Origin of the sequence: Streptomyces changanensis, assembly GCF_024600715.1 — a bacterium.
GTDB classification, from domain to species: Bacteria; Actinomycetota; Actinomycetes; order Streptomycetales; family Streptomycetaceae; genus Streptomyces; species Streptomyces changanensis.
Genome location: NZ_CP102332.1, coordinates 1,970,805 through 1,994,207, shown reverse-complemented (window position 1 = coordinate 1,994,207; position 23,403 = coordinate 1,970,805). Strand labels below are relative to the sequence as shown.

The 23,403-nt window shown below is 74.7% G+C and carries 19 protein-coding genes and 3 tRNA genes; 11 read left to right on the top strand and 11 right to left on the bottom strand.

Annotated elements, in window-relative coordinates:
* Window positions 1-50 precede the first annotated feature (50 nt).
* The gene (locus NRO40_RS08940; protein ID WP_058944981.1) at window positions 51-2,126 is read left to right on the top strand and encodes a molybdopterin oxidoreductase family protein; all 2,076 of its coding nucleotides are present in this window, start codon (window positions 51-53) and stop codon (window positions 2,124-2,126) included.
* Here the strand turns inward: NRO40_RS08940 and NRO40_RS08935 are convergent.
* The 4 genes from NRO40_RS08935 to NRO40_RS08920 all read right to left on the bottom strand — a co-directional run bounded on the left by NRO40_RS08935 (window position 2,086) and on the right by NRO40_RS08920 (window position 4,694).
* On the bottom strand, window positions 2,086-2,523 hold the full coding sequence (locus tag NRO40_RS08935; protein ID WP_058944980.1) for a gamma-glutamylcyclotransferase family protein: 438 nt from the start codon (window positions 2,521-2,523) through the stop codon (window positions 2,086-2,088). The genes NRO40_RS08940 and NRO40_RS08935 overlap by 41 nt on opposite strands.
* Window positions 2,520-2,840, bottom strand: a complete 321-nt coding sequence (cutA, locus tag NRO40_RS08930) for a divalent-cation tolerance protein CutA (RefSeq protein WP_058944979.1) — start codon at window positions 2,838-2,840, stop codon at window positions 2,520-2,522. Before cutA ends, NRO40_RS08935 begins: the two co-directional genes overlap by 4 nt.
* 124 nt (window positions 2,841-2,964) lie before the next feature.
* Entirely contained in the window at window positions 2,965-3,777 is an 813-nt protein-coding gene (locus NRO40_RS08925; RefSeq protein ID WP_058944978.1) for an arylamine N-acetyltransferase family protein, read from the bottom strand.
* Between the two features lie 173 nt (window positions 3,778-3,950).
* On the bottom strand, window positions 3,951-4,694 hold the full coding sequence (locus NRO40_RS08920) for an aquaporin (protein ID WP_058944988.1): 744 nt from the start codon (window positions 4,692-4,694) through the stop codon (window positions 3,951-3,953).
* 132 nt (window positions 4,695-4,826) lie between these two features.
* Between NRO40_RS08920 and NRO40_RS08915 the strand changes: the two genes are divergently transcribed.
* The 6 genes from NRO40_RS08915 (at window position 4,827) to NRO40_RS08890 (ending at window position 12,648) form a co-directional block, all read left to right on the top strand.
* Complete coding sequence (locus tag NRO40_RS08915; protein ID WP_058944977.1) at window positions 4,827-5,603, top strand: hypothetical protein; 777 nt, start codon at window positions 4,827-4,829, stop codon at window positions 5,601-5,603.
* Between the two features lie 128 nt (window positions 5,604-5,731).
* Window positions 5,732-6,526 (top strand): sirohydrochlorin chelatase, encoded by a 795-nt coding sequence (locus tag NRO40_RS08910; RefSeq protein WP_257375366.1) that lies wholly within the window; start codon window positions 5,732-5,734, stop codon window positions 6,524-6,526.
* Between the two features lie 54 nt (window positions 6,527-6,580).
* Window positions 6,581-7,969 (top strand): deoxyguanosinetriphosphate triphosphohydrolase, encoded by a 1,389-nt coding sequence (locus NRO40_RS08905; protein WP_079047056.1) that lies wholly within the window; start codon window positions 6,581-6,583, stop codon window positions 7,967-7,969.
* Window positions 7,970-8,087: 118 nt separating this feature from the next.
* On the top strand, window positions 8,088-9,365 hold the full coding sequence (locus tag NRO40_RS08900; protein WP_058942213.1) for an NAD(P)/FAD-dependent oxidoreductase: 1,278 nt from the start codon (window positions 8,088-8,090) through the stop codon (window positions 9,363-9,365).
* A 38-nt stretch (window positions 9,366-9,403) separates the two neighbouring features.
* The gene (dnaG, locus tag NRO40_RS08895; RefSeq protein WP_058942214.1) at window positions 9,404-11,302 is read left to right on the top strand and encodes a DNA primase; all 1,899 of its coding nucleotides are present in this window, start codon (window positions 9,404-9,406) and stop codon (window positions 11,300-11,302) included.
* Window positions 11,303-11,397: 95 nt separating this feature from the next.
* Window positions 11,398-12,648, top strand: a complete 1,251-nt coding sequence (locus tag NRO40_RS08890; protein WP_408056985.1) for an RNA polymerase sigma factor — start codon at window positions 11,398-11,400, stop codon at window positions 12,646-12,648.
* Between the two features lie 38 nt (window positions 12,649-12,686).
* On the opposite strand, the gene NRO40_RS08885 is transcribed toward NRO40_RS08890, so the two are convergent.
* The 5 genes from NRO40_RS08885 to NRO40_RS08865 form a co-directional block, all read right to left on the bottom strand.
* Window positions 12,687-13,052 carry a hypothetical protein gene (locus tag NRO40_RS08885; RefSeq protein WP_058942215.1) on the bottom strand — a complete coding sequence of 122 codons (366 nt, stop codon included), beginning with the start codon at window positions 13,050-13,052 and terminating at the stop codon, window positions 12,687-12,689.
* Between the two features lie 27 nt (window positions 13,053-13,079).
* Window positions 13,080-15,005, bottom strand: coding sequence for an ABC transporter ATP-binding protein (locus NRO40_RS08880; protein ID WP_306674899.1), 1,926 nt, complete (start codon window positions 15,003-15,005; stop codon window positions 13,080-13,082).
* Window positions 15,002-16,738, bottom strand: a complete 1,737-nt coding sequence (locus NRO40_RS08875) for an ABC transporter ATP-binding protein (RefSeq protein WP_058942217.1) — start codon at window positions 16,736-16,738, stop codon at window positions 15,002-15,004. The genes NRO40_RS08880 and NRO40_RS08875 overlap by 4 nt, the downstream gene beginning before the upstream one ends.
* A gap of 151 nt (window positions 16,739-16,889) precedes the next feature.
* Window positions 16,890-18,329, bottom strand: a complete 1,440-nt coding sequence (locus NRO40_RS08870) for an FGGY family carbohydrate kinase (protein WP_058942218.1) — start codon at window positions 18,327-18,329, stop codon at window positions 16,890-16,892.
* A 64-nt stretch (window positions 18,330-18,393) separates the two neighbouring features.
* Window positions 18,394-18,693, bottom strand: a complete 300-nt coding sequence (locus NRO40_RS08865) for a hypothetical protein (protein ID WP_058942219.1) — start codon at window positions 18,691-18,693, stop codon at window positions 18,394-18,396.
* A gap of 184 nt (window positions 18,694-18,877) precedes the next feature.
* Between NRO40_RS08865 and NRO40_RS08860 the strand changes: the two genes are divergently transcribed.
* The 3 genes from NRO40_RS08860 to NRO40_RS08850 all read left to right on the top strand — a co-directional run bounded on the left by NRO40_RS08860 (window position 18,878) and on the right by NRO40_RS08850 (window position 19,279).
* Window positions 18,878-18,950: transfer RNA gene (locus tag NRO40_RS08860), tRNA-Asn, on the top strand.
* A gap of 5 nt (window positions 18,951-18,955) precedes the next feature.
* Window positions 18,956-19,028, top strand: a tRNA-Asn gene (locus NRO40_RS08855).
* A 177-nt stretch (window positions 19,029-19,205) separates the two neighbouring features.
* Window positions 19,206-19,279: transfer RNA gene (locus tag NRO40_RS08850), tRNA-Ile, on the top strand.
* 717 nt (window positions 19,280-19,996) lie between these two features.
* Here NRO40_RS08850 and NRO40_RS08845 read toward each other — a convergent pair.
* Complete coding sequence (locus tag NRO40_RS08845) at window positions 19,997-21,379, bottom strand: hypothetical protein (protein ID WP_157901842.1); 1,383 nt, start codon at window positions 21,377-21,379, stop codon at window positions 19,997-19,999.
* 350 nt (window positions 21,380-21,729) lie between these two features.
* Between NRO40_RS08845 and NRO40_RS08840 the strand changes: the two genes are divergently transcribed.
* Window positions 21,730-21,924 (top strand): hypothetical protein, encoded by a 195-nt coding sequence (locus tag NRO40_RS08840; protein ID WP_058942221.1) that lies wholly within the window; start codon window positions 21,730-21,732, stop codon window positions 21,922-21,924.
* Between the two features lie 10 nt (window positions 21,925-21,934).
* On the opposite strand, the gene NRO40_RS08835 is transcribed toward NRO40_RS08840, so the two are convergent.
* Complete coding sequence (locus NRO40_RS08835) at window positions 21,935-23,320, bottom strand: MFS transporter (protein ID WP_058942222.1); 1,386 nt, start codon at window positions 23,318-23,320, stop codon at window positions 21,935-21,937.
* Between the last annotated feature and the right edge of the window lie 83 nt (window positions 23,321-23,403).

Genomic DNA, 23,403 nt, shown 5'->3' with positions numbered 1-23,403 from the left:
GTAATACACGGGCACCCTGGCCGTAACACGCGCCCCGCAGGCTCGACGGCATGCTCGCCACCACCTCCACGCACTGCCCGTACTGCGCCCTCCAGTGCGGGATGGACCTCCGCCCCACCGAGGGCGGCGGCGTCGACGTCGTGGAGCGTACGGACTTCCCCGTCAACCGGGGAGCGCTGTGCGGCAAGGGACGTACCGCACCCGCCGTGCTCTCCTCCCGGGTCAGGCTGACCGGGCCGCTCGTCCGGAGCCCCGCCACGGGCGGACTCGAACCGGCCACCTGGGAGGAGGCGCTGCGCGCCGTCGCCGACGGGCTGCGGCGCACCCGCGCCGCGCACGGCCCCGACGCCGTCGGCGTGTTCGGCGGCGGCGGGCTCACCAACGAGAAGGCGTACGGTCTCGGCAAGTTCGCCCGGCTGGTCCTCGGCACCTCGCAGATCGACTACAACGGCCGCTTCTGCATGTCGTCCGCGGCGGCCGCGCACACCAGGGCGTTCGGCCTGGACCGGGGGCTGCCCTTCCCACTGGAGGACCTGCCCCGTACCGGCTGCGTCATCCTGGTCGGCTCGAACCTCGCGGAGACCATGCCGCCCGCCCTGCGGTACCTGACCGAACTGCGGGAGAACGGCGGCAAGCTCGTCGTCGTCGACCCGCGCCGCACCCGCACCGCCGAACAGGCCGACCTCCACCTCGCGCCCCGCCCCGGAACCGACCTCGCCCTCGCCCTCGGGCTGCTCCACCTCGTCGTCGCCGAGGGGCGCGTGGACGAGGAGTTCGTCGAGAGCCGCACCACGGGCTGGGCCGGGGCCCGCGCCGCCGCGATGGCCCACTGGCCGGCGCTGGTCGAGCGCATCACCGGCGTGCCGGTGACCGCGCTGCGCGAGACGGTACGGATGTTCTGCAACGCGGAGAGCGGCATGGTGCTCACCGCCCGCGGCCCCGAGCAGCAGTCGAAGGGCACCGACACCGTCGGCGCCTGGATCAACCTCTGCCTGGCCACCGGCCGTGCCGGCCGCCCCCTGTCCGGGTACGGCTGCCTGACCGGGCAGGGCAACGGCCAGGGCGGGCGCGAGCACGGCCAGAAGGCCGACCAGCTGCCCGGCTACCGCAAGCTCGACGACCCGGAGGCGCGCGCCCACGTCGCCGCCGTGTGGGGCGTCGACCCCGACACCCTGCCCGGCCCCGGCCGCAGCGCGTACGAACTGCTCGACGCGCTCGGCACGGACGTGCGCGCGCTGCTGCTGATGGGCTCCAACCCGGTCGTCTCCGCGCCGCGCGCCGCGCACGTCGAGGAGCGGCTGCGGTCACTCGACTTCCTCGCCGTCGCCGACGTGGTGCTGTCGGAGACGGCCGCCCTCGCCGACGTGGTGCTGCCCGTCACGCAGTGGGCCGAGGAGACCGGCACCACCACCAACCTGGAGGGCCGGGTCCTGCTGCGCCGCCGGGCGTTGACCCCGCCCGACGGCGTGCGCACCGACCTGGAGGTCCTGAACGGGATCGCCGCCCTGCTCGGCTGGGAGAAGGGCTTCCCGACCGACCCGGAGGAGGTCTTCGACGAGCTGCGCCGCGCCTCCGCGGGCGGCGCCGCCGACTACGCGGGCATCAGCTACCGGCGCATCGTGGAGGAGGACGGCGTCTTCTGGCCCTGCCCCGACCCCGACCACCCGGGGACACCCCGGCTCTTCCTCGACCGGTTTTCGACCCCCGACGGCCGGGCCAGGTTCGTCCCGGTCACCCACCGCCCGGCCGCCGAGGAGACGGACGACGAGTACCCCGTGGTGCTCACGACGGGCCGGGTCGTCGCCCAGTACCAGTCGGGCGCCCAGACCCGGCGGGTCGCCGAGCTGAACGCCGCCGCGCCCGGGCCGTTCGTCGAGCTGCACCCGCGGCTCGCCGAGCGGGTCGGGGTCGCCGACGGCGAGCGGGTGGCGGTCGTGTCGCGGCGCGGGCGGGCGGTCGCCCCGGCCCGCGTCACCACGTCGATCCGGCCCGACACGGTCTTCATGCCCTTCCACTGGCCGGGCGAGGGCCGCGCCAACACCCTCACCAACCCGGCGCTCGACCCGACGTCCCGCATGCCCGAGTTCAAGGTGTGCGCGGTGCGCCTGGAACCGGCCGGCGACTGAGCCAGTCGCCGCCCGGGATCGGCGCCCCGGGCGTGGTGCGCGGCGCCGGGACGTACACCCAGGCCCGGACCACGGCCCCGTCCCGCAGCCGCACGGTGTCGCAGGGACGCCGCTCGTAGAGGTTCAGCGGGTGGCCGGGCCCGAGGTACTCCTCCAACCGATCCAGCTCCGACAGCAGCTCCCCGTACGCGCCGGGCGCGGCGTGCACCAGGTCGCCGGCCACCTCTCCGTGGCCGCCGGGCACCGCGTACGGGTAGCCGGGACCGTCGTGCAGGGCGGCGCCGGGCAGCCGGGCCGGCTCCACGGCGGCGGTGCGGCCCGCCAGGAACAGGCCGTGGTTGACCTCGCCGGGCCGGAGCGTCCCGTACACGAAGAACGGCAGCTCCCCGGCGCTCACCCGGCCGTCTCCCGCTCGACCCACGCCAGGTAGCCGGCGTCGCCCCGGACCACCGGCGTGGCGATGATCTCCGGGGTGTCGTAGTCGTGGTGGGCGCGGAGGTGGGCCTCCAGCGCCTCGTAGCGGGCGCGGGCCGTCTTGAACAGCACCTGCCACTCCTGGGCGTTCTCCACGGCGCCCTCCCAGCGGTACACCGACGTCACCGGCCCGGAGACCTGCGCGCAGGCGGCGACCCGCGCCTCGACCGCGCTCCGCGCCAGCTCCCCGGCCTTCGCCGCGGAGTCGGTGGTGGTCAGTACGGTCAGCACCTCGGTCACGCTCGCACTCCTCGGCTCGGGGACGTCCACCGCACCCCCAGGATCCCACCCGCCGCCCCGGCCGCCCCGACCCCCGGCCGCCCCGACCCCCCGGCCGCCCCGCCCCCGGCCCGCGGCTCACGGCTCACGGCCGGGGGTGCAGCGGCACGGGCACCCGGTCCAGCCGCACCCCGAAGTGCTCACGGTAGGCGGCGAGGAGCTCGCCGTCCCCCTCCAGCTCGTGTTCCTCCCGTGCCCCGCCGTCGGTGGTGACGAGCCTGCGGCCGCTGAGCGTGACCCGGCCGCGCCCGGTCGGCAGCGAGCAGAGCGGCGCGCGCGTGAACGGCGACTCGGGCGAGGTGCGGTGCCACCACGCGCCGGCCGCGAAGTCGCGCAGGACGCGCGGCCGTTGCTCCAGCCGGTACCGGGGCGTGCCGTCCCGCACCACGTCGAGGTCGCCGGCCGCGTCGGGCTCCGCGCTCGGGACGAGGCGGAACACCCCCGCCGGGTCCCGCTGGTCGCCCGGGTCGTCGAGCCGCAGCGGGAAGTGGCTGTGGTCGCCGAAACCCACGTCGGCCAGCCAGGCCCGGCCGTCGCCGTCCGCCGCCCGGACCCGCAGGGCGAGGTGGTCGTACGGGATGCCCGGACGGCCGTCCTCGCCGAACACCCGGGCCTGGAGCAGCTCCACCTCGTAGCCGAGCGTGCGCAGCAGCGCCGCGAACGCCCCGTTCAACTCGTAGCAGAAGCCGCCGCGCCGCCCGTCCACGATCTTGGCGACGAGCGCCTCCTCCGCCAGCACGACGTCCTCGCCCAGGTGGATCGAGAGGTTCTCGAAGGGCACCACCATCAGGTGGCGCAGCTGGAGGTCGCGCAGGGCGGCCTCGGTGGGGCGGTCGGGCCGGTCGGCGCCGATGCGGCGCAGGTAGGCGTCGGTGCGCGCGGGCGACAGGGTGTCCATGGGGCCAGTGTCGCCGGGCGGCGCCCCTCCCGCCATGGGCCTTCGGACCGAGGGCGGCGGACCGAGGGTGCCGGGGTGAGGGCGGTGGACCGAGGGCGCCGAGGTGAGGGCGGTGGACCGAGGGCGGCGGGGGAGGCCGGCTGGGCGGCCCCGGCGGACGGGGCCGGCGGAGGTCAGGCCGGAGTGCCGGGCCCCCGCGGGCGGGGAACCGGCGGCGGGGTGGGGCCGCCCCCGTACACCACTGCGGCGAGGACGCCGCCCAGGACCGCGCCGGCGAGCTGGGCGGCGACGAAGCCGGGCAGGGAGCCGGGCGCGATCCCGGTGAACGAGTCGGTGAGCGAACGGCCCATGGTGGCGGCCGGATTCGCGAACGACCCGGACGAGGTGAACCAGATCGCGGCCGCCACGTACGCGGCGACCGCCACCGGGGCGAGCTCCGTCCGGTCCAGCCGCTCCAGGCCGACGACCAGCAGGACGAGCCCGGCGGTGGCGACCGTCTCGCCGAGCAGCAGGTGCCCCTCCGAGCGCACCTGCGTCGCCCAGGACCAGCCGCTCCCGCCCGGAGTCCGCCCGAACATCGCCTCGGCGAGCAGCGCCCCGGCCGCCGCGCCCACCAGCTGCGCGGCGAGGTAGAGCCCCACCTCGCGCGCGGGGACGGGCGCCCCGCCGCGGCGGCGGTACCACCACGCGCACAGGGTGACCACGGGGTTGAGGTGCCCTCCGGAGACTGGGCCGAGCAGCGCGACGAGCAGGCCGAGCCCGATCGCCGACGCGAGCGAGTTCGCCAGCAGCCGTACGCCGACGTCGTCGCTGAGCCCGGCGGCCTGGATGCCCGACCCGACGACGGCGGCGACGAGCGCCCCCGTCCCGACCAGCTCGGCGAGCACACGCCGGCGCAGTGCCACCGCCCCTCCCATGACCGTCACCGTCCCCCTCCGCGGCCCACCCCGGGCTCGATAACGGAAAATATATTCCACTGAGCGGAATCCGGTGAAGGGGGAGGTGAACAAGGGCATGCCCCTCCCTCCACCGCCTGGCACGATGCCCGGGTGCAGACCGCCGCCCTCGACAACGCCCGGTGGTGCGCCGCCGTGTGCCGCGCCCACGACCTGCCGCCCGGCACCTTCGGGGACCGCGCCTGGACCTCCGCCCGGCGCACCCCGCCGCTCTACCCGGACGCCGTCACCCTCCGCGCCGACGCGACCCCCGAGGACGTCCTCGGCGGGGTCGACCGCACCAGCCCCGGCTGCTCGGTCAAGGACGGCTTCGCCGCGCTCGACCTGGCGCCCCACGGCTTCCGCGTCCTCTTCGAGGCCCGCTGGATCCACCGCGCCGCCGGCCCGCCGCCGACCGCCCCGCCGACCCCGTGGGAGCCGGTCCGCACCGCCGGAGCGCTCGCCGCATGGGAACGCGCCTGGAGCGGCGGCAGCACCCCCGGCCCCTTCCGCCCCGCCCTTCTCGCCGACCCCGGCGTCACCGTCCTCGCCGGGCGCGCACCCGACGGCCGGATCACCTCCGGCGCCGTCCTCAGCCACGGGACCGGCAGCGGCAGCGGCGCCGGCGCCGGCCCGGGTACCGGCACGGGCACCGCTCAGGCCACCCGCGCCGGTACCGGCACCGCCGAGGACACCGGCACCGGCGTCGTCGGCGTGTCCAACCTCTTCGGCCCCGCCGCCGAGGCGTGGCCCGGCTGCCTCGCCGCCGCGGCCGCGCGGCACCCCGGCCTCCCCGTCGTCGGGTACGAACACGGCGACGACCTCGCGACGGCCCTCCGGTACGGCTTCACCGACGCCGGACCGCTGCGGATCTGGCTCGCCGACGACTGACGGGCGCTCCACCCCACCGGTGAGCGGGCGCCAAACCACCCGTGACCGCCGCGCAACACCCCGGCAACCTGCGCCCGTCAGGATCGACGTACGGTCCCCACCCCCGACGGAACGCGCAGGCGCCGCCCATGAGCTCACCCCACCGGCCCCCCACCCTGATCGCCGTCGCCCACGGCAGCCGAGACCCGCGGGCCCTGCCCACCGTGACCGCCCTGCTCGACCGGGTCCGCGCGCTGCGCCCCGGCCTGCCGGTCCGGCTCGGCCACATCGAACTGAACGCCCCGCTGCTCCCCGACACCCTGGACGCCCTGCCCGCGGGCGGCGACGCCGTCCTCGTCCCCCTCCTCTTCGGCCGCGGCCACCACGTCAAGCACGACCTGCCCCGCGCCGCCGCGGCCGCCGCCCCCCGCACCCGCGTCCGGGTCGCCGACCCGCTCGGCCCGCACCCGCTGCTCGCCGAGGCGCTGCACGACCGGCTCGTCGAGGCCGGCTGGCGCGACGGCCCGGCCACCCGCCGCCACGCCGGGGTCGTCCTCGCCGCGGCCGGCTCCCGCGACCCCGACTACGGCGCCGCGCACCTCCCCGGCGGCCCCGGCCCCACCGGCGGCATCCCGGCCCTCGCCGCGCTCCTCGGCGAACGCCTCGGCGGCGTACCCGTCGTGGCCGCCTACGCCTCCGCCGCCGCGCCGACCGTCCCCGAGGCGGTCCGGGCCCTCACCGCCCGCGGCCGCACCCGGATCGCCGTGGCCTCCTGCTTCACCGCGCCCGGCCTCTTCGCCACCCGCAGCGCCGCCGCGGCGCCCTGGCTCGCCTCCGCCCCCCTCGGCCCGCACCCCGCGCTCGCCCGCCTCGTCCTGCACCGCTACGACCGGGCGCTCGCCCGCCGCGCGGAGTCCGCTCCCCCCGCGTACGCCTCCGTCTGACGCACCGCGTGCTTCACCGTCACCCCCTGCGGTTACCTTCACTGCATGAACGGCATGGAAGGCACGACCCAGGCGACCGACGCGCACCAGACGACCGACCCGACCCGGACGAACCCCCCGAACCATCCCGTCGGGCCCTCCGCTCCGGCCGGGCCCGCCCCCGCATCCGGCCCGTACGACGAGACCGCCACCGAACGCTGGGCCGCCGAACCCGACAAGCGCCCCGGCCGCACCGCCTTCCAGCGCGACCGGGCCCGCGTCCTGCACTCCGCCGCCCTGCGCCGGCTCGCCGGCAAGACCCAGGTCGTCACCCCCGGCACCCTCGCCGAATGGGACGCCAGCCCCCGCACCCGGCTCACCCACTCCCTGGAGTGCGCCCAGGTCGGTCGTGAGCTCGGCGCCGCCCTCGGCTGCGACCCCGACCTCGTCGAGGCCGCCTGCCTCTCCCACGACATGGGCCACCCGCCCTTCGGGCACAACGGCGAGCAGGCGCTCAACGAGTTCGCCAAGGACTGCGGCGGCTTCGAGGGCAACGCCCAGTCGCTGCGGCTGCTCACCCGCATCGAACCCAAGCGGTTCGTCCCCGGCGGCCCCGGCGGCGAGCCCGTCAGCGTCGGCCTCAACCTCACCCGCGCCGCCCTCGACGCCGCCACCAAGTACCCCTGGCCGCGCGGCGCCCACCCCACCGACCCGCACTCGCCGAAGTTCGGCGTCTACGAGGACGACCTGCCCGTCTTCGACTGGGTCCGCCTCGGCGCCCCCGAGGGCCGCACCTGCTTCGAGGCGCAGGTCATGGACTGGTCCGACGACGTCGCCTACTCCGTCCACGACTTCGAGGACGGCCTCCACGCCGGCCACATCGACCCGGGCCTCCTCCTCTCCGCCCCCGAACGCGCCGACGTCTGGCGCGTCGCCGCCGGCCGCTACGTCCCGGGGGACACCGACCCCGAGGAGCTGTCCGAGGCACTCGACCGGCTCCTCGGACAGGAGTGGTGGCCCCACGGCTACGACGGCACCGCCCTCGCCCAGGCCCGGCTCAAGGACGCCACCAGTCAGCTCATCGGCCGTTTCTGCCTCGCCGCCGAGGCCGCGACCCGCCAGGCGTACGGATCGGGCCGGCTCACCCGGTACGGCGCCCGCCTCGTCGTCCCCCGCGAGACCCGCAACGAGTGCGCGGTCCTCAAGGCCGTCGCCGACCGGTACGTGATGCAGCGCGCCGAGCAGGAGGCCCTCCGCGCCGACCAGCGCGTCGTGATCGCCGAGCTCGCCGAGGCACTCGTCCACCGCGCCCCCGACGACCTCGACCCCCAGTTCCGCGCCCTGTTCGAGGCCGCCCCCGACGACCGCGCCCGCAAGCGGGTCGTCGTCGACCAGATCGCCTCCTTCACCGACGCCTCCGCCCGTGCCCTGCACGCCCGCCTCGCGGCGCCCGGCAGCCGGTAGGTCCTCTTCACGCACCGACCCGCCGTGCGGGACCCTCCCTAGGGCGCCGCGGCCCCCGCACGAGGCCGGGGCGTAGCGTGGACAGGGACGTACGGTGCATTCCGGTGGGAGGCGACAAGTGGTCGACGCAGATGAGACCTTCGTCATCGTGGGCGGGGGACTGGCCGGTGCCAAGGCGGCGGAGACGCTCCGCGCCGAGGGGTTCTCCGGGCGGGTGATCCTCGTCGGTGACGAGCGCGACCACCCCTACGAGCGGCCCCCGCTCTCCAAGGGCTACCTCGCCGGCAAGGACCCGCGCGACGGCGTCTTCGTCCACGAGCCCGCCTGGTACGCCCGGGCGGACGTCGAGCTGCACCTCGGGCAGTCCGTCACCGCCGTCGACCGCGAGCACCGGGCGGTCCGGCTCGGCGACGGCACCACGATCCACTACGACAAGCTGCTCCTCGCCACCGGCGCCGAGCCGCGCCGCCTCGACGTGCCCGGCACCGGCCTCGTCGGCGTCCACCACCTGCGCGGCCTCGCCGACGCCGACCGGCTCCAGGGCGTCCTCGCCGCCCTCGGCCGCGACAACGGCCACCTCGTCGTCGCGGGCGCGGGGTGGCTCGGCCTGGAGGTCGCGGCGACCGCGCGCGGCTACGGCGCCGAGGTCACCGTCGTCGAACCGGCCCCCACCCCGCTCCACCACGCGCTCGGCCCCGAGCTCGGCCAGTTCTTCACCGACCTGCACGCCGGGCACGGGGTCCGCTTCGCGTTCGGCACCCGTCTGTCCGAGATCGTCGGCCAGGACGGCATGGTGCTCGCCGCGCGGACCGAGGACGGCGAGGAGCACCCGGCGCATGCCGTGCTCGTCGCGGTCGGCGCCACCCCGCGCACCGCGCTCGCCGAGTCCGCCGGGCTCGCCCTCGTCGACCGGGCCCACGGCGGGGGCGTCGCCGTCGACGCCGCGCTGCGCACCTCCGACCCCGACATCCACGCCGCGGGCGACGTCGCCGCCGTCCACCATCCGCTCCTCGGCCTCCGGCTGCGCGTCGAGCACTGGGCGAACGCCCTCAACGGCGGCCCCGCCGCCGCCCGCGCCATGCTGGGCCGGAGCGTTTCCTACGACCGGGTGCCGTACTTCTTCTCCGACCAGTACGACCTGGGCCTGGAGTACTCCGGCTGGGCGCCGCCGGGCTCGTACGACCAGGTCGTGCTGCGGGGCGACGCCGGCCGGCGCCGGTTCCTCGCGTTCTGGCTGAAGGACCGCCGGGTCCTGGCCGGGATGAACGTGAACGTGTGGGACGTCACAGCCCCGGTCCAGGCCCTGGTCCGGGCGGGCGCGGCGGGCACCACCGTGGACCCCGAGGCCCTGGCGGACCCGTCGGCCCCCCTGGAGTCCCTGCTCCCACCCGCGTAGGCGCGGGCCGACCCCCCGGACCCCCGTAGAATCTCTGCGTGGCAGGCAGGATCAACGATGACGACGTGAAGGCGGTACGGGACGCGGTCCCGATCGACGCCGTCGTGTCCGAGTACCTCCAGCTGCGCAGCGCGGGCGGCGGCAACCTCAAGGGCCTGTGCCCGTTCCACGACGAGAAGTCCCCCTCCTTCCAGGTCAGCCCCGGCAAGGGTCTCTTCCACTGCTTCGGCTGCCAGGAGGGCGGGGACACCATCGCCTTCGTGATGAAGATCGACCACCTCTCCTTCTCGGAGACGGTCGAGCGCCTCGCCGCCAAGGCGGGCATCACCCTGCGGTACGAGGAGGGCGGGTACAACCCCGGCCACCAGCGCGGCGAGCGGATCCGGCTGATCGAGGCCCACAAGGCCGCCGCCCAGTTCTACGTCGAACAACTCGACGGCGCCGAGGCGGAGATCGGCCGGGCCTTCCTCGCCGAGCGCGGTTTCGACCAGGCAGCCGCCCGGCACTTCGGCGTCGGCTACAGCCCCGCCGGCTGGGACCACCTCACCCGCTACCTGCGCGGCAAGGGCTTCACCGACAAGGAGCTGCTCGTCTCGGGGCTCGCCCAGGAGAGCCGCCGCAACCCCATCGACCGGTTCCGCGGCCGACTGATGTGGCCCATCCGGGACGTCGGCGGCGACGTCGTCGGCTTCGGCGCGCGCAAGCTCCGCGACGACGACAACGGGCCCAAGTACCTCAACACGCCCGAGACGCCGATCTACAAGAAGTCCCAGGTGCTGTACGGCATCGACCTCGCCAAGAAGGACATCGCCAAGTCCAGTCGGGCCGTCGTCGTCGAGGGTTACACCGACGTCATGGCCTGCCACCTCGCCGGGATCACCACCGCCATCGCCACCTGCGGCACCGCCTTCGGCGGCGACCACATCAAGATCCTCCGCCGGCTGCTGATGGACAACGGCTCGGCCCGCGTCATCTTCACCTTCGACGGTGACGCGGCCGGCCAGAAGGCCGCCCTGCGGGCCTTCGAGGACGACCAGAAGTTCGCCGCCGAGACGTACATCGCCATCGCCCCCGACGGCATGGACCCGTGCGAGCTGCGCCTCGCCAAGGGCGACGAGGCGGTCGCCGACCTCGTCGAGCCCCGCACCCCGCTCTTCGAGTTCGCGCTGCGCCAGATCGTGGGCCGGTACGACCTGGAGACCCCGGCCGGCCGCGCCGCCGCCCTCGACGAGGCCGCGCCGGTCGTCGCCCGCATCAAGAACGTCGCCTCGCAGCACGAGGTCGCCGTGCAGCTCGCCGGCATGCTCGGCATCCTCGACACCCAGTTCGTCGTCAAGCGCGTCGCCCAGCTCGCCCGCTGGGCCAGGGACCGCGGCGGCCGCGGCCCGGCGCCCGCGCGCCACGCACCCTCAGGCGAGTCCGCCGCGGCGCCGGTGGCCCTGTCCGGCCCCGCGCTCAACCTGCGCAGCCCGGCCCACCGCACCGAGCGGGAGTTGCTCAAGCTCGCCCTCCAGTACCCGGCCCTCGTCTCGCCCGCCTTCGACGCGTACGGCGCCGACGAGTTCACCGCCCCGCCGTACGCCGCGGTCCGCCGGACCATCGCCGAGGCGGGCGGCGCGGAACAGGGCGTCCACGACGCCGCCGGGTACGTGGCGCGGGTCCGGGACGCCGCGCCCGACGACACGGTGCGCGCCCTCGTCACGGAGCTGGCCGTGGAGGTCATCCACGGGCGCACCGTCGACGAGACGTACGCGGGCGACCACCTCGTCCAGGTCCGCCTCCGCGCCGTCGACCGCCGCATCCGCGACGTCCAGGGCTCCCTCACCCGTCTCGGCGGGCAGGGCGACCCGGAGCGGTTCGCGGCCGTCCAGAACGAGCTGTGGGTCCTCCAGCAGTACGCGCAGTCGCTGCGCAACCGGGGCGCCGAAGCCCTCTGACGGCCCCGCGCCCCCGTCCGGGGCCGTACCCACCCGTGGTCGCGCCGTCACGCACCGGTCGCAAAAAGTGGGCGCACGACCCTCGTGGCGGTCCTGTGTCGTACCCCACACTGGGGGCGCAGCCTCGGACCGGCACGGTGCACCGCGCGGCGGGCCCGCGCCGTCCCGCCGCCGTACGCCCCCGAACCGGCAGCGATCACCTGGAGGTCGCCCCCGTGCAGACCCGGACCCTGACCGATGTCGCCGACGTCATCCCCCTGGTGGGCCGGCCGCAGGACCACCCCGAAGCGCTGACGGACGCCGTCCGGGACCCCGCGCTCCCGGACGCCGCGCTCCCGGAGGCGGTCGTCCCGGACACGGCGGTCCCGGACGGGGTCGTGCCGGAGGCGGTCGTGCCGGACCTCCCGGCGCGCTCCGCCGCGGACCGGGCCGCCGGGCCGTCGTCCGACCTGTTCCGGCAGTACCTGCGGGAGATCGGGCGCATCCCGCTGCTCACCGCCGCCGAGGAGGTCGAGCTGGCCCGCCGGGTCGAGGCGGGCCTCTTCGCGGAGGAGAAGCTCGCCCGCACCCCCGACCCGGACTCCCGCCTCGCCCACGACCTCGACACGCTCGTCGTCATGGGCCGCATGGCCAAGCGCCGCCTCATCGAGGCGAACCTGCGGCTCGTCGTCTCCGTCGCCAAACGGTACGTCGGCCGCGGCCTGACCATGCTGGACCTCGTCCAGGAGGGCAACCTCGGACTGATCCGGGCCGTCGAGAAGTTCGACTACGCCCGCGGCTACAAGTTCTCCACCTACGCCACCTGGTGGATCCGCCAGGCGATGTCCCGGGCCCTCGCCGACCAGGCACGGACCATCCGCGTCCCCGTCCACGTCGTGGAGCTGATCAACCGGGTGGTGCGCGTGCAGCGGCGGATGCTGCAGGAGCACGGGCAGGAGCCCACGGCCGTCGAGGTCGCCGCCCACCTCGACCTGCCGCCCGAGCGCATCGGCGAGGTGCTGCGGCTCGCCCAGGAGCCGGTCTCCCTCCACGCGCCGGTCGGCGAGGAGGACGACGTGGCCCTCGGCGACCTCATCGAGGACGGCGACGCGGCGTCCCCCGTGGAGTCCGCCGCGTTCCTGCTGCTCCGGGAGCACCTGGAGGCCGTACTGTCCACGCTCGGCGAGCGCGAGCGGGAGGTCGTCCAGCTGCGGTACGGGTTGGTCGACGGGCGGCCCCGCACCCTGGAGGAGATCGGACGCCTCTTCGGCGTGACGCGCGAGCGCATCCGCCAGATCGAGTCGAAGACCCTCGGCAAGCTGCGGGACCACGCCTTCGCCGAACAACTGCGCGGCTACCTGGACTGACCGCCCGCACCCGGTCGGCACGGGCGCCGCACGGGCGGCTACCCGTCGGCCTCCCCGCCGTCGCGGCGGGCGGAGCCGCCGAACGCCACCCCGAGGACCATGCCGATCGGCACGCCGAAGGCGACGCCCATCGCCAGGTCGTCGGTGACCACCCCGTACACCAGGCCCCCCGCGATGCCCAGGGGCAGGCCGACCGCGAGGCCGAGCCCGCTGCCGCCCTTCCCCGCGTCCCCGGCCTTGCCGGCTTCCCCGGCCTTGACCGTGTCCCCGGACCCCTCCGGCCCGCCGTCGGACACCCCGTCGGGGCCCCCGTCCGGTGTCCGGGCGGGTGTGTCCTCCGGCGTCCCGTCCTCCGGCGTCCCGTCCTCCGGTGTGCGGTGCTCCGGTCCCGAGCCCGTCGTCATGTCGTTCCCCCTCGTTGCCACGTGCGGTCAGTCGACCTCGGCCACGGCCTCGGCGAACTGCGCGGCGTACAGACGGGCGTAGGCACCCTCCGCGGCCAGCAGCTCGTCGTGCGTGCCCTGTTCGACGATGGAGCCATTCTCCATCACCAAGATCACGTCGGCGTCGCGGATCGTCGACAGGCGGTGGGCGATGACGAAGCTGGTCCGCCCGTGGGCGAGCCGCGCCATCGCCTTCTGGATCAGCACCTCCGTGCGCGTGTCCACCGAACTCGTCGCCTCGTCCAGGACGAGGATCACCGGGTCCGACAGGAACGCCCGGGCGATGGTGATCAACTGCTTCTCGCCGGCGCTGACCCCCGCCCCCTCGTCGTCGAGGACGGTGTCGTAGCCGTCCGGCAGCGTGCGGACGAAGCGGTCGGCGTGCGCGGCCCGCGCCGCCTCCTCGATCTCCGCGCGCGTCACCTCGCGACCGGCGGCCGCGCCGTACGCGATGTTCTCCGCGATGGTCCCGCCGAACAGCCAGGCGTCCTGGAGCACCATGCCGATCGAGGAGCGCAGCTCCTCCCGGGACATGCGCGCCGCGTCCACGCCGTCCAGCAGGATCCGGCCGGACGTGACCTCGTAGAACCGCATCAGCAGGTTGACGAGGGTGGTCTTGCCCGCACCCGTCGGACCGACGATGGCGACCGTCTGACCCGGCTCCACCGTCAGCGACAGGTCCTCGATGAGGGGCTTGTCCGGCTCGTACCGGAACGACACCGACTCCAGCGCCACCGCCCCGCCCAGCCGGCCCGGCCGCTCCAGCGCCGGCGACTCGGGCTGCTCCTCCGCGTCCAGCAGCTCGAAGACCCGCTCGGCCGACGCCACGCCGGACTGGAGCAGGTTCGCCATGGAGGCGAGCTGCGTCAGCGGCATGGAGAACTGCCGGGAGTACTGGATGAACGCCTGCACGTCGCCGATCGACAGCGTCCCGGACGCCACGCGCAACCCGCCGACCACGGCGACCAGCACGTAGTTGACGTTCGACACGAAGAACATCAGCGGCTGCATGAGCCCGCTGGTGAACTGGGCCCGGAACCCGGCCTCGTACAGTTCGTCGTTCTGCTCGCGGAAGTCCCGCGCCGCCTCCTCCTGCCGGCCGAAGACCTTCACCAGCGCGTGCCCCGAGTACATCTCCTCGACGTGGGCGTTGAGCCGGCCGGTCGCCTTCCACTGGCGGACGAACTGCGGCTGCGACCGCTTGCCGACCCGCGCCGCCACGACCACCGACAACGGCACGGTCACCAGCGCCACCAGCGCGAGAAGCGGCGAGATCCAGAACATCATCACCAGCACGCCCAGGACCGTCAGCGCCGAGTTGATCAGCTGGCCCATGGTCTGCTGGAGCGTCTGGCCGATGTTGTCGATGTCGTTCGTCGCCCGGCTCAGCACCTCGCCGCGCCGCGCCCGGTCGACGTAACTCAGTGGCAGCCGCTCCAGCTTCGCCTGCACGTCCTCCCGCAGCCGGTACACCGTGCTGTTGATGACCCTGATCGACATCCGGGTCGACACCAGCATGAGCAGCCCGGCGACGGTGTACACCGCCAGTGCCAGCAGCAGTACGTCGCCGACGGCCCCGAAGTCGATGCCCCGGCCCGGGGTGAAGCCCACCCCGGACAGCATGTCCGCGAGCCCGTCGTCACCGCGCTCCCGCACCGCGGCGACGGCCTCCTCCTTGGTACCGCCCTCCGGCATGCCGCGGCCCACGACCCCGGCGAACACCAGGTCCGTCGCCCGGCCGAGGATCTTCGGCCCGACCACCGCCGCCGCCACGCTCAGCACGCCCGCCGCGACCATCGTCCACAGCGCCGTCCTCTCCTGCCGCAGCCGCGCCAGCAGCCGCTTGAAGGAGCCCTTGAAGTCGGTGGACCGGTCGCCCGGGCCCCCCGCACTCGGTCCGCCAGGAGCCATCAGGCCGCCTCCGCCTCGGTCAGCTGGGAGAGCACGATCTCCCGGTACGTCTCGTTGTCCGCCATGAGTTCGGCGTGCCGTCCCGTCCCCACGACCCGGCCCTCGTCCAGGACCACGATCCGGTCGGCGTCCCTAATCGTCGACACGCGCTGCGCGACGATCACCACCGTCGCCCCGGCGGTGTCCCGGGCGAGCGCCGCCCGCAGCAGAGCGTCGGTCCGGTAGTCGAGCGCCGAGAAGGAGTCGTCGAAGAGGTAGATCTCCGGCCGCTGCACCAGCGTCCGGGCGATGGCCAGCCGCTGCCGCTGCCCGCCGGACACGTTCGTGCCGCCCTGGGTGATCGGCGCGTTGAGCCCGCCCTCGAGTCCGCGGACGAAGTCGGCGGCCTGGGCGGTCTCCAGCGCCTGCCACAGCTCGTCGTCGGTGGCGTCGGGCCGCCCGTAGCGCAGGTTCGTCGCGACCGTCCCGGAGAACAGGTACGGCCGCTGCGGGACGAGCCCCACCGTGCGGGCGATGACCGCGGGGTCCAGCTCCCGCACGTCGACGCCGTCGACCAGCACCCGGCCGCCCGTCACGTCGAACAGCCGCGGCACCAGACCCAGCAGCGTCGACTTGCCGCTGCCCGTCGAGCCGATGACCGCGGTGGTCTCGCCCGGCCCGGCCACCAGGTCGATCCCCCGCAGCACGGGCTCCTCCGCGCCCGGGTAGCGGAAGTCGGCGCCCCGGATCTCCAGCCGACCGCGCACGGCGGACGGCGTGGGCAGCGGCGTGACGGGCGGGCGGACGCTCGTCTCGGTGCGCAGCACCTCCTCGATGCGCTCGGCGCACACCTCGGCCCTCGGCACCATCATGAACATGAAGGTGGCCATCATCACGGCCATCACGATCTGCATCAGGTAGGCGAGGAAGGCGGTCAGCGCGCCGATCTCCATCCCGCCGTCGTCGATCCGGTGGGCGCCGAACCACACCACGGCGACGCTGGAGAAGTTGATGACCGTCATCACGGTCGGGAACATCAGCGCCATCAGCCGCCCCGCGGAGACCGACACGTCGGTCAGCTCGCGGTTCGCGCCCCGGAACCGCTCGCGCTCGTACGCGTCGCGGACGAAGGCGCGGATGACGCGGTTGCCGGTGATCTGCTCGCGCAGTACCCGGTTCACCGTGTCCAGCCGCTCCTGCATGGTGCGGAACAGCGGCCGCATCCGGGCCACGACGAGCCCGACGGACACGCCCAGCACCGGCACCACGGCCACCAACACGGCCGACAGCGGCACGTCCTGACCGAGCGCCAGGACGATCCCGCCGACGCACATGATGGGCGCGGACACCATCAGCGTGAACGCCATCAGGACCAGCATCTGCACCTGCTGGACGTCGTTGGTGGTCCGGGTGATCAGCGACGGCGCCCCGAAGTGGCCGAGCTCCCGCGCCGAGAAGGACTGCACCCGGTCGAAGACCGCCGCCCGCACGTCCCGGCCGAGCGCGGCGGCGGTCCTGGCGCCGTAGTAGACGGCACCGATGTTGCCCGCGACCTGCACCACGGACACCGCGATCATCACCGCGCCGTAGGTCAGGACGTAGCCGGTGTCGCCCACCACGACACCCTTGTCGATGATGTCGGCGTTGAGCGTCGGCAGGTAGAGGGTGGCGCCCGTCTGCAGCAGTTGGAGCGCCACCAGGAAGGCTATGGGCCGCCGGTACGGCGCCAGGTGGTTGCGGAGTAGTTGTCTGAGCACGGATTCAACTATCGCCCGCGGGCCCACCGCGTTACGACCGGGTTTTCGCCGGGTCCACCGGGGCGTCCCGCCGATCGGCTCGCCAGGACGCCCGCTGCCGCTCCGCGCCGAGCACCCCTACGCGCCGAGCGCCCCTCCGCTCCCGGCGCCCCTACGCGCCGAACGCCCCCGGGTGCAGCTGGTCGCGGGTCGCGCCGTACTGCTGGCGCACCGCCTGGCCCACCGCCAGTTCCTCGCCCGGCTCGAAGACCTGCGCCGCGGCGCCCCGCCAGGCCGGCGGCGCCTGCGCGGTGAGCGTGCCGTGCGCCGCGCCGAGCGCCCAGGCGGCCTGGCGGGCGGCGCCCAGCGCCGTGTAGTCGGCGGGCTGCGGCACGACGACCTGCGCGCCGAAGATCGCGGGCGCCGCCGCCTGCACGGCCGGCAGTTCCGCCGCGGCACCGAGCAGGAACACCCGCCGTACCTCGGCGCCGCGCCGGCGCAGCACGTCCATCGCGTCGGCGAGGGAGCAGAGCATGCCCTCGAACGCCGCCCGGGCCAGGTGCTCGGGCTTCATCGACTCGCGGCGCAGCCCGCTCAGGGTGCCGGCCGTGTGCGGCAGCGGTGGCGTGCGCTCACCCTCCAGGTAGGGAAGGAGCACCAGTCCGGAGGCGCCCGGCGTCGACTTCAGCGCCAGCGCCGACAGCTCCTCCAGCCCCTCGACGCCCAGCATCTCCGCCGTGCCGCGCAGCGCCCGCACCGCGTTCGACGTGTAGACCACCGGCAGGTGGGTCCCCGCCGCGTCGGCGAACGCCGTGATCATGCCCTGGCCGTCGGTGAGCGCCGTGTGGTGGACCGCCATCACCGAGCCGGACGCCCCGAGCGACACCACGGCGTCCCCGAGGCCGAGCCCCAGCCCCAGGGCGGCGGCCATGGTCTCTCCGGTGCCCGCGGAGATGAGCAGCCCCTCGGGCGTCACGCCCGCCGCCTCCGCCGGTCCCAGCACCTCGGGCAGCGCCGCCCGGTGGCCCAGCGCGAGCTCGACCAGGTCCGGCCGGTACGACCCGGACGCCGCCGACCAGTAGCCGGTGCCGGACGCGCCGCCCCGGTCGGTGGTCCGCCGGGCGGGCCGGCCCAGCAGCTGCCACACCAGCCAGTCCTGCGGCTGGAGGACCGCGGCGATCCGCCGCGTGGCCTCCGGTTCGGTGCGGGCGAGCCACCGGAGCTTCGCCACCGGGTGCGCCGAGCCCGGGACGCAGCCCACGGCCTCCGCCCACGCCTGCCGTCCGCCCAGCGACTCGACCAGGTCCGCCGCCGCGACCTGCGCCCGCTTGTCGTTGCCGACGAGCGCGGCCCGCACGGGGGCGCCCTGGTGGTCCAGGGGGACGAGGCCGTGCTGCTGCGCGGCGACACCGATGGCCTGCACTCCTTCGAGCAGCCCGCCCGCCGCGGCCTCGCCGAGCGAGAGCAGCCACGCCTGCGGGTCGACCTCGGTCGCCTTCGGTTCGAGGGGGTGCGCGGCGTACCCCTGGCGCAGGACGGCGCCCGTGTCCGCGTCGCAGACGACGATGCGCGTGGAACCCGACGAACTGTCCAACCCGGCGACTATCCCCATGAAGGAGATTCTGCCGTACTCCGACCCGGAACCGGCCCGTCGGGAACGTCCGCGCCCAGCCGGGTCAGGTGTTGCTCGTGCCCCACTCGTCCTCGGCGCCCTGGCCGCGGCCCCGCAGCGACCTGACCCGCTCGGAGACCGCCTCCGGCATCCGGTCGCCCACCCGCACGCTCACCGTGTGGTACGCCCGGCCCGCCACCTGCCGGCCGGTCTGCGTGGCCGACTCGGCGACGTTGCGCACGGCGGGGTTCGCCGAGAGCCGGCGTGCCGAGGCGCGCAGCTTCTCGTACTGTTCCCGGCCGGCCCTGGTGCCCAGGACGTACCCCACCGCCGCTCCGACGGCGAACGTGATCTTGTACCGCATGGCTGCCACCCTTCTCCGTAGGCGTCGCTGCCGGCCGCCTGCCCGCAGGGGCGGGGGTCACACCCGGCAGGCCGGGGCGGAACCGATTGGCGGAGCACCCCCCAGCTTGCGCTAATGTATGTGTCGCAGCGAGCGAGCGCCGCCCGGGAGGCCCCCGGTGGGTACGTTCGGTGCAACGCAGCAATCCCCTGTAGCTCAATTGGCAGAGCAGCCGGCTGTTAACCGGCAGGTTACTGGTTCGAGTCCAGTCGGGGGAGCGCGGTCCCCTGTAGCTCAATTGGCAGAGCATTCGGCTGTTAACCGGAGGGTTGCTGGTTCGAGTCCAGCCGGGGGAGCGGTGACGAGAGAGGGTCCTACGGGGCCCTCTCTCTTTTTCTTCCGGCGCGTCGGGAACCATCGGCGGGCCCCGGCAGTCCTTGAGGACGTGCGTTGCCGACCATCCGGAGCAGGAGATCGTATGAGCGGCTATGCTGCGGCAGACGGCGCGCACAAATGTGCGCGACGCGCCGCACGGGGCGGTAGCTCAGCCGGTTAGAGCAGCGGACTCATAATCCGTCGGCCGTGGGTTCGAGTCCCACCCGCCCCACCGTCGGCCACGCGGGCAGAAACCTATCGCCGCGCGTACGGGCAGGAGTGAGGGCCTCCACGGATCGCGTGGAGGCCCTCACTGTAGCCACGGAGCGGGGTCGGGCGGCCGGTGGCGTGCCGCGTGCCGCGCGAACGTCACCCCGTCGGACGCGTCACGCGAAGAGGCGGACTGTTCACCGGCGTGATGTCGATCGCCTGGTGGCTCCGGCTGTGGACGATGTGGCCCGTTCGGTCGGCGCCGCTGTGGTGCAAGCGCATCTGCGTCTTGGCGCCCGGGTGTCGGTCGAAGACGATCTTCGTGCCGACCCGGTTGCCGTGGGCCCCGTAGGTGTACCACCGGTGGCTGGGCCTGCCGGTCGGCCTGGCTCTGGTGCACGCCCGCGCCGCCGACCTCGCAGCCCCCGTCGTCCCGCCGCCGCGCCCCCTGCCCGCCGGCCTGGGCGGTGGGCGGAGCCGGCGGCGATGACGCCGTGTCGTCAGCACCAGTGCGGCGGCGCCGCGCGCGATCTTCTCGAACATGGTCGTTCCCCCTCGACGGGTTCCGGCAGCGGCGTGGTCGTCCGCGGTGTGCCGCTGTGGGGACCACGTCACCGGAGGGCCGGACGCCGCGGTACCTCACAGGTGCGAGGTCGACGGCCGGGGCGCCCGGCCGTCGGGCCCCCTCGGTCCCGCCCGGCCCCGCCCCGACCCGCCGACGGGCCCGGGGTCCGGGTGCTCAGCGGCCCACGGCCTCCGCGCTGCGGGCGGAGTGCCGGTGCAGCCGGGCGAGGGCCTCCTGCACCCGGCTCACCGGCTCGTCGAGCCGCAGTCGGGCCCGGGCGTAGGAGTGGACGAGCCTGCCCAGCCCGTACAGAGCCGGCCCGAGGTGTTCGAGCAGTCCGGCCGCGACGAGCTCGGTGAGCCGGTCCGCGGCGTCCTGCGGGCTCGTGCCGGCGAGGCGGGCCGCGGTGCGCACGTCGGTGTAGGCGGCCGGCAGCAGCGTCAGCAGCCGCAGCAGGCGGCGCGCGTCCCGTGACACCCGCTGCTCGGAGGCGGCGAAGGCGCGGCCCATGCCGCCGCGCAGCGCGAGCGAGGCGACGACGTGCTCGTGGTAGTCGGCGAGCGGCCAGTCGGGGTGGGCGGCGACGTGCCGCCCGACGATCACCAGCGCCTGCGGGAGGTGACCCACGGCCTCGCTGATCAGGGTCGCGGCGACCGGGTCCGCGTCGATGCGCCCCGCGCCCGCGGCGCCGCGCAGGATCCGCAGCGAGTCGGCCGTCTCGCACGGCGGGACCCGCACGCGTCCGCCGACCCCCGGACCGCCGAGCGGGCGCCGCGTGGTGATCACGGTGTGGCCCGCGCGGGGCCCGGGCAGCAACGGCCGTACCTGATCGGCGTCGTAGGCGTCGTCCAGGATCAGCAGCGCCCCGGTGCCCGCCAAAAGGCGGCGCAGCAGGACGGTGCGGCGCTCGGTGGAGGCCGGTACGTCCGCCATGGGCGTGCCGAGGACGCGCAGCAGGTGGCCGAGGACGGTGAAGGGCGTGGCCGGGGGCGCCGCCGGGTGGGTGCCGTGGAGGTCGGCGACGAGGACGGGGCCCCGGGCGTGGCGCGTGGTGACGAGGTGGCGGCCGAGCTCGTGCGCGAGGGTGCTCTTGCCCGCGCCCACCGGGCCCTCCAGGACCACGGTGCGGCCGTTGCCGGGGAGTTCCATGAGGCGCAGCGCCTCGTCCAGGAGGGGGCCGCGCACGAGGGTGCCGTCGGGCGGCGGCGGGATCTTGTCGGTGACCCGCACACCGGGGCCGGAGGCCGCCTCGCCGAGGGCCGCGTGCAGCGCGCGGCTCCACGCGGCGAGCAGGTCCTGGTCGTCCATCGTCAGCGCCCGCACCACCGCCAGCAGGAGGTCGGAATTCGGCCGACGGCGGCCCGTCTGGAAACAGTTCCCGACGGTCGAGCGGGCCGGCCACTCGCTTCTCGGTCGCCCCGCCCGCCGCCAGTCGCGGTGAACGCGGCGTGTTATCTCGGTGATGGACGGATTGCCGACTCTCATCTTCAGCGCACGCAGCTGGATGACGAACTCGTCAAGCGTCCGAATTCCGTCGAGTTCCGACGTCTGTGACACGCGGCCCGCTCCCTCCCCCGAAGTGTCAAGGCCGGTGATTGATGCGCGACTGCGCGTCACCGTACCGTACCCGTCGCCGCCGGCGTCAACCGTGATCCGCATGGTGAGAAGGGGATCGGGCGGTCCACCGACCGTAGGTCGACGGGATGTTGGTCGGCTGGGGGTGGGCTCCGGTTCCCGCGGTCCGATGAATTTTCCGGAGGCTTTGTATACGGCCGGGAGCGGGGTCGGGCGGGTCTCGGCGCGGGGGCCGGGAATGGGCCGGGCGCTGTTCCCCGGGCGACGGCGGCCCGCCTAGTATCGCGTTACCGAGACCTTTTCCCGGCTGCGGGACTTCGAGGGGGAGAGAGATGGCGAGTTCCCGGTGGGCTCCGCCGCGGCAGTTGTTCGGCTTCGTCGCGCTGCTCGTGCTGTTGTTCTTCTGGGCGTATTACGTCGGCGTGCTGGCCGGGGTGGTGGCGCCCGGTCTCCGCCCCGCCGGGGCGGAGACCGGGGTCGAGCAGGGGGAGCGCAGGGAGCTGGACGGGCACGGCCACGGGATGTGACCGGCGCCGGTCAGCGCTCGGCGGCTCCCGCGTCGACCGCCTTGCCGTCGGCGGTCTTCCCTTCGGCGGCTTGCGCGTCCGCGGTCTTCCCGTCGGGGGCCGGGGCGGCGGCGGCGCGCAGGACGCGCGGCAGCCACACCGCGATGATGACGGTGGAGACGAGCGCGATGGCCGCCGAGAAGACGACCACCGGGTCGTACGACCGGAGCGTGTCGTAGCTGATGCCGCCGCCCTCGCTCGCGATGAACGCGCCGATCTGGTGGATGAACCACATGAGGCCGAGCGCGAGGCCCTTGGCGCGGGCGTCCAGGGAGTTGATCAGGTACATCGAGCTGGCCACCACGGTGCCCAGGTAGGTGATGCCGAAGAGCAGCCCGAAGACGTTGGCGGCGAGCGCCGTGGGCGCCGCCATGAGGATGACCAGGGACAGCGCGCGCACCAGGTAGCTGAGGACGAGCACCTTGACGCCGTGGCCGCGGTCGCAGTAGTAGCCGGCGATGAGCGCGCCCACGATCTCGGCGGCGCCGAGCAGCGCCACCGTGGTGCTCGCGACGTTCGCGCCCAGGCCGATGTGGTCCAGGTGGGCCACCAGGTGGACGTCGACGAAGGCCATCGTCACGCCGCAGCCGAAGAAGGCGAGGCTGATCGTCCAGAAGACCCGCGAGCCGAGCACCTCGGAGAGCATGCCCTGGCTGGACTTGCGCTGCGGGGCCGCGCCCTCCTGCGCCGGGACGCCGGCCGAGCCGCCCTCCTTGGGCAGGACGAGCAGCGCGACGACGGTGACGACCAGCAGGACCACGCCCAGCCAGCGGAAGACCGACCGCCAGACCGTCCCCTCGTCCAGCTGGATCCACAGGGGCAGCAGCGCCACGAAGCCGACGGCGGTGCCGTTCATGAGGATCGCGTAGGTGACGCCCCGGCGGTGCGGGGGGAACAGCTCGTCGACGAGGACGCCCAGCGGCACGTACGAGATCGCCGTGTACGAGATCGCCAGGCCCACCCCGTAGACCACCGTGAAGACGGCGAACGACTGGGTGAAGCCGCCCGCCAGGAAGAGCACGCCGCCGAGGACGAGGCCGCCGGCGAGGGACTTGCGCGCGCCGAACCGGTCGGCGACGAAGCCCATCACCGGCGACGCCACCGCGTACGTCAGCATGAACGCGGACGGGGCGATCGCGAACGTGCCGCGCGACACGTCGAAGTCCTCCGTCATGGAGACGTAGAACGCCGTGAGCGTGTTCTTGATCGACGAGGACAGCAGCGCGATGACGAAGCCCAGGGCCACGGCGACGAACAGCAGGGTCCGCCCGTGCCGGGACGCCCCGGCCGCCGAGGACCCGCCGGGCGGGGGCGGTTCGGGCGTGCGCGTACTGGTCTCTTCCTCGAAGGGCGGCATGTCTCTCCCTGCCTGTGTCGTGGCCGGCGTCCCGGGCCCGTGGTGCGGTGGGTTGGGTTGTGAATGTACGCGGTCAGATGCCG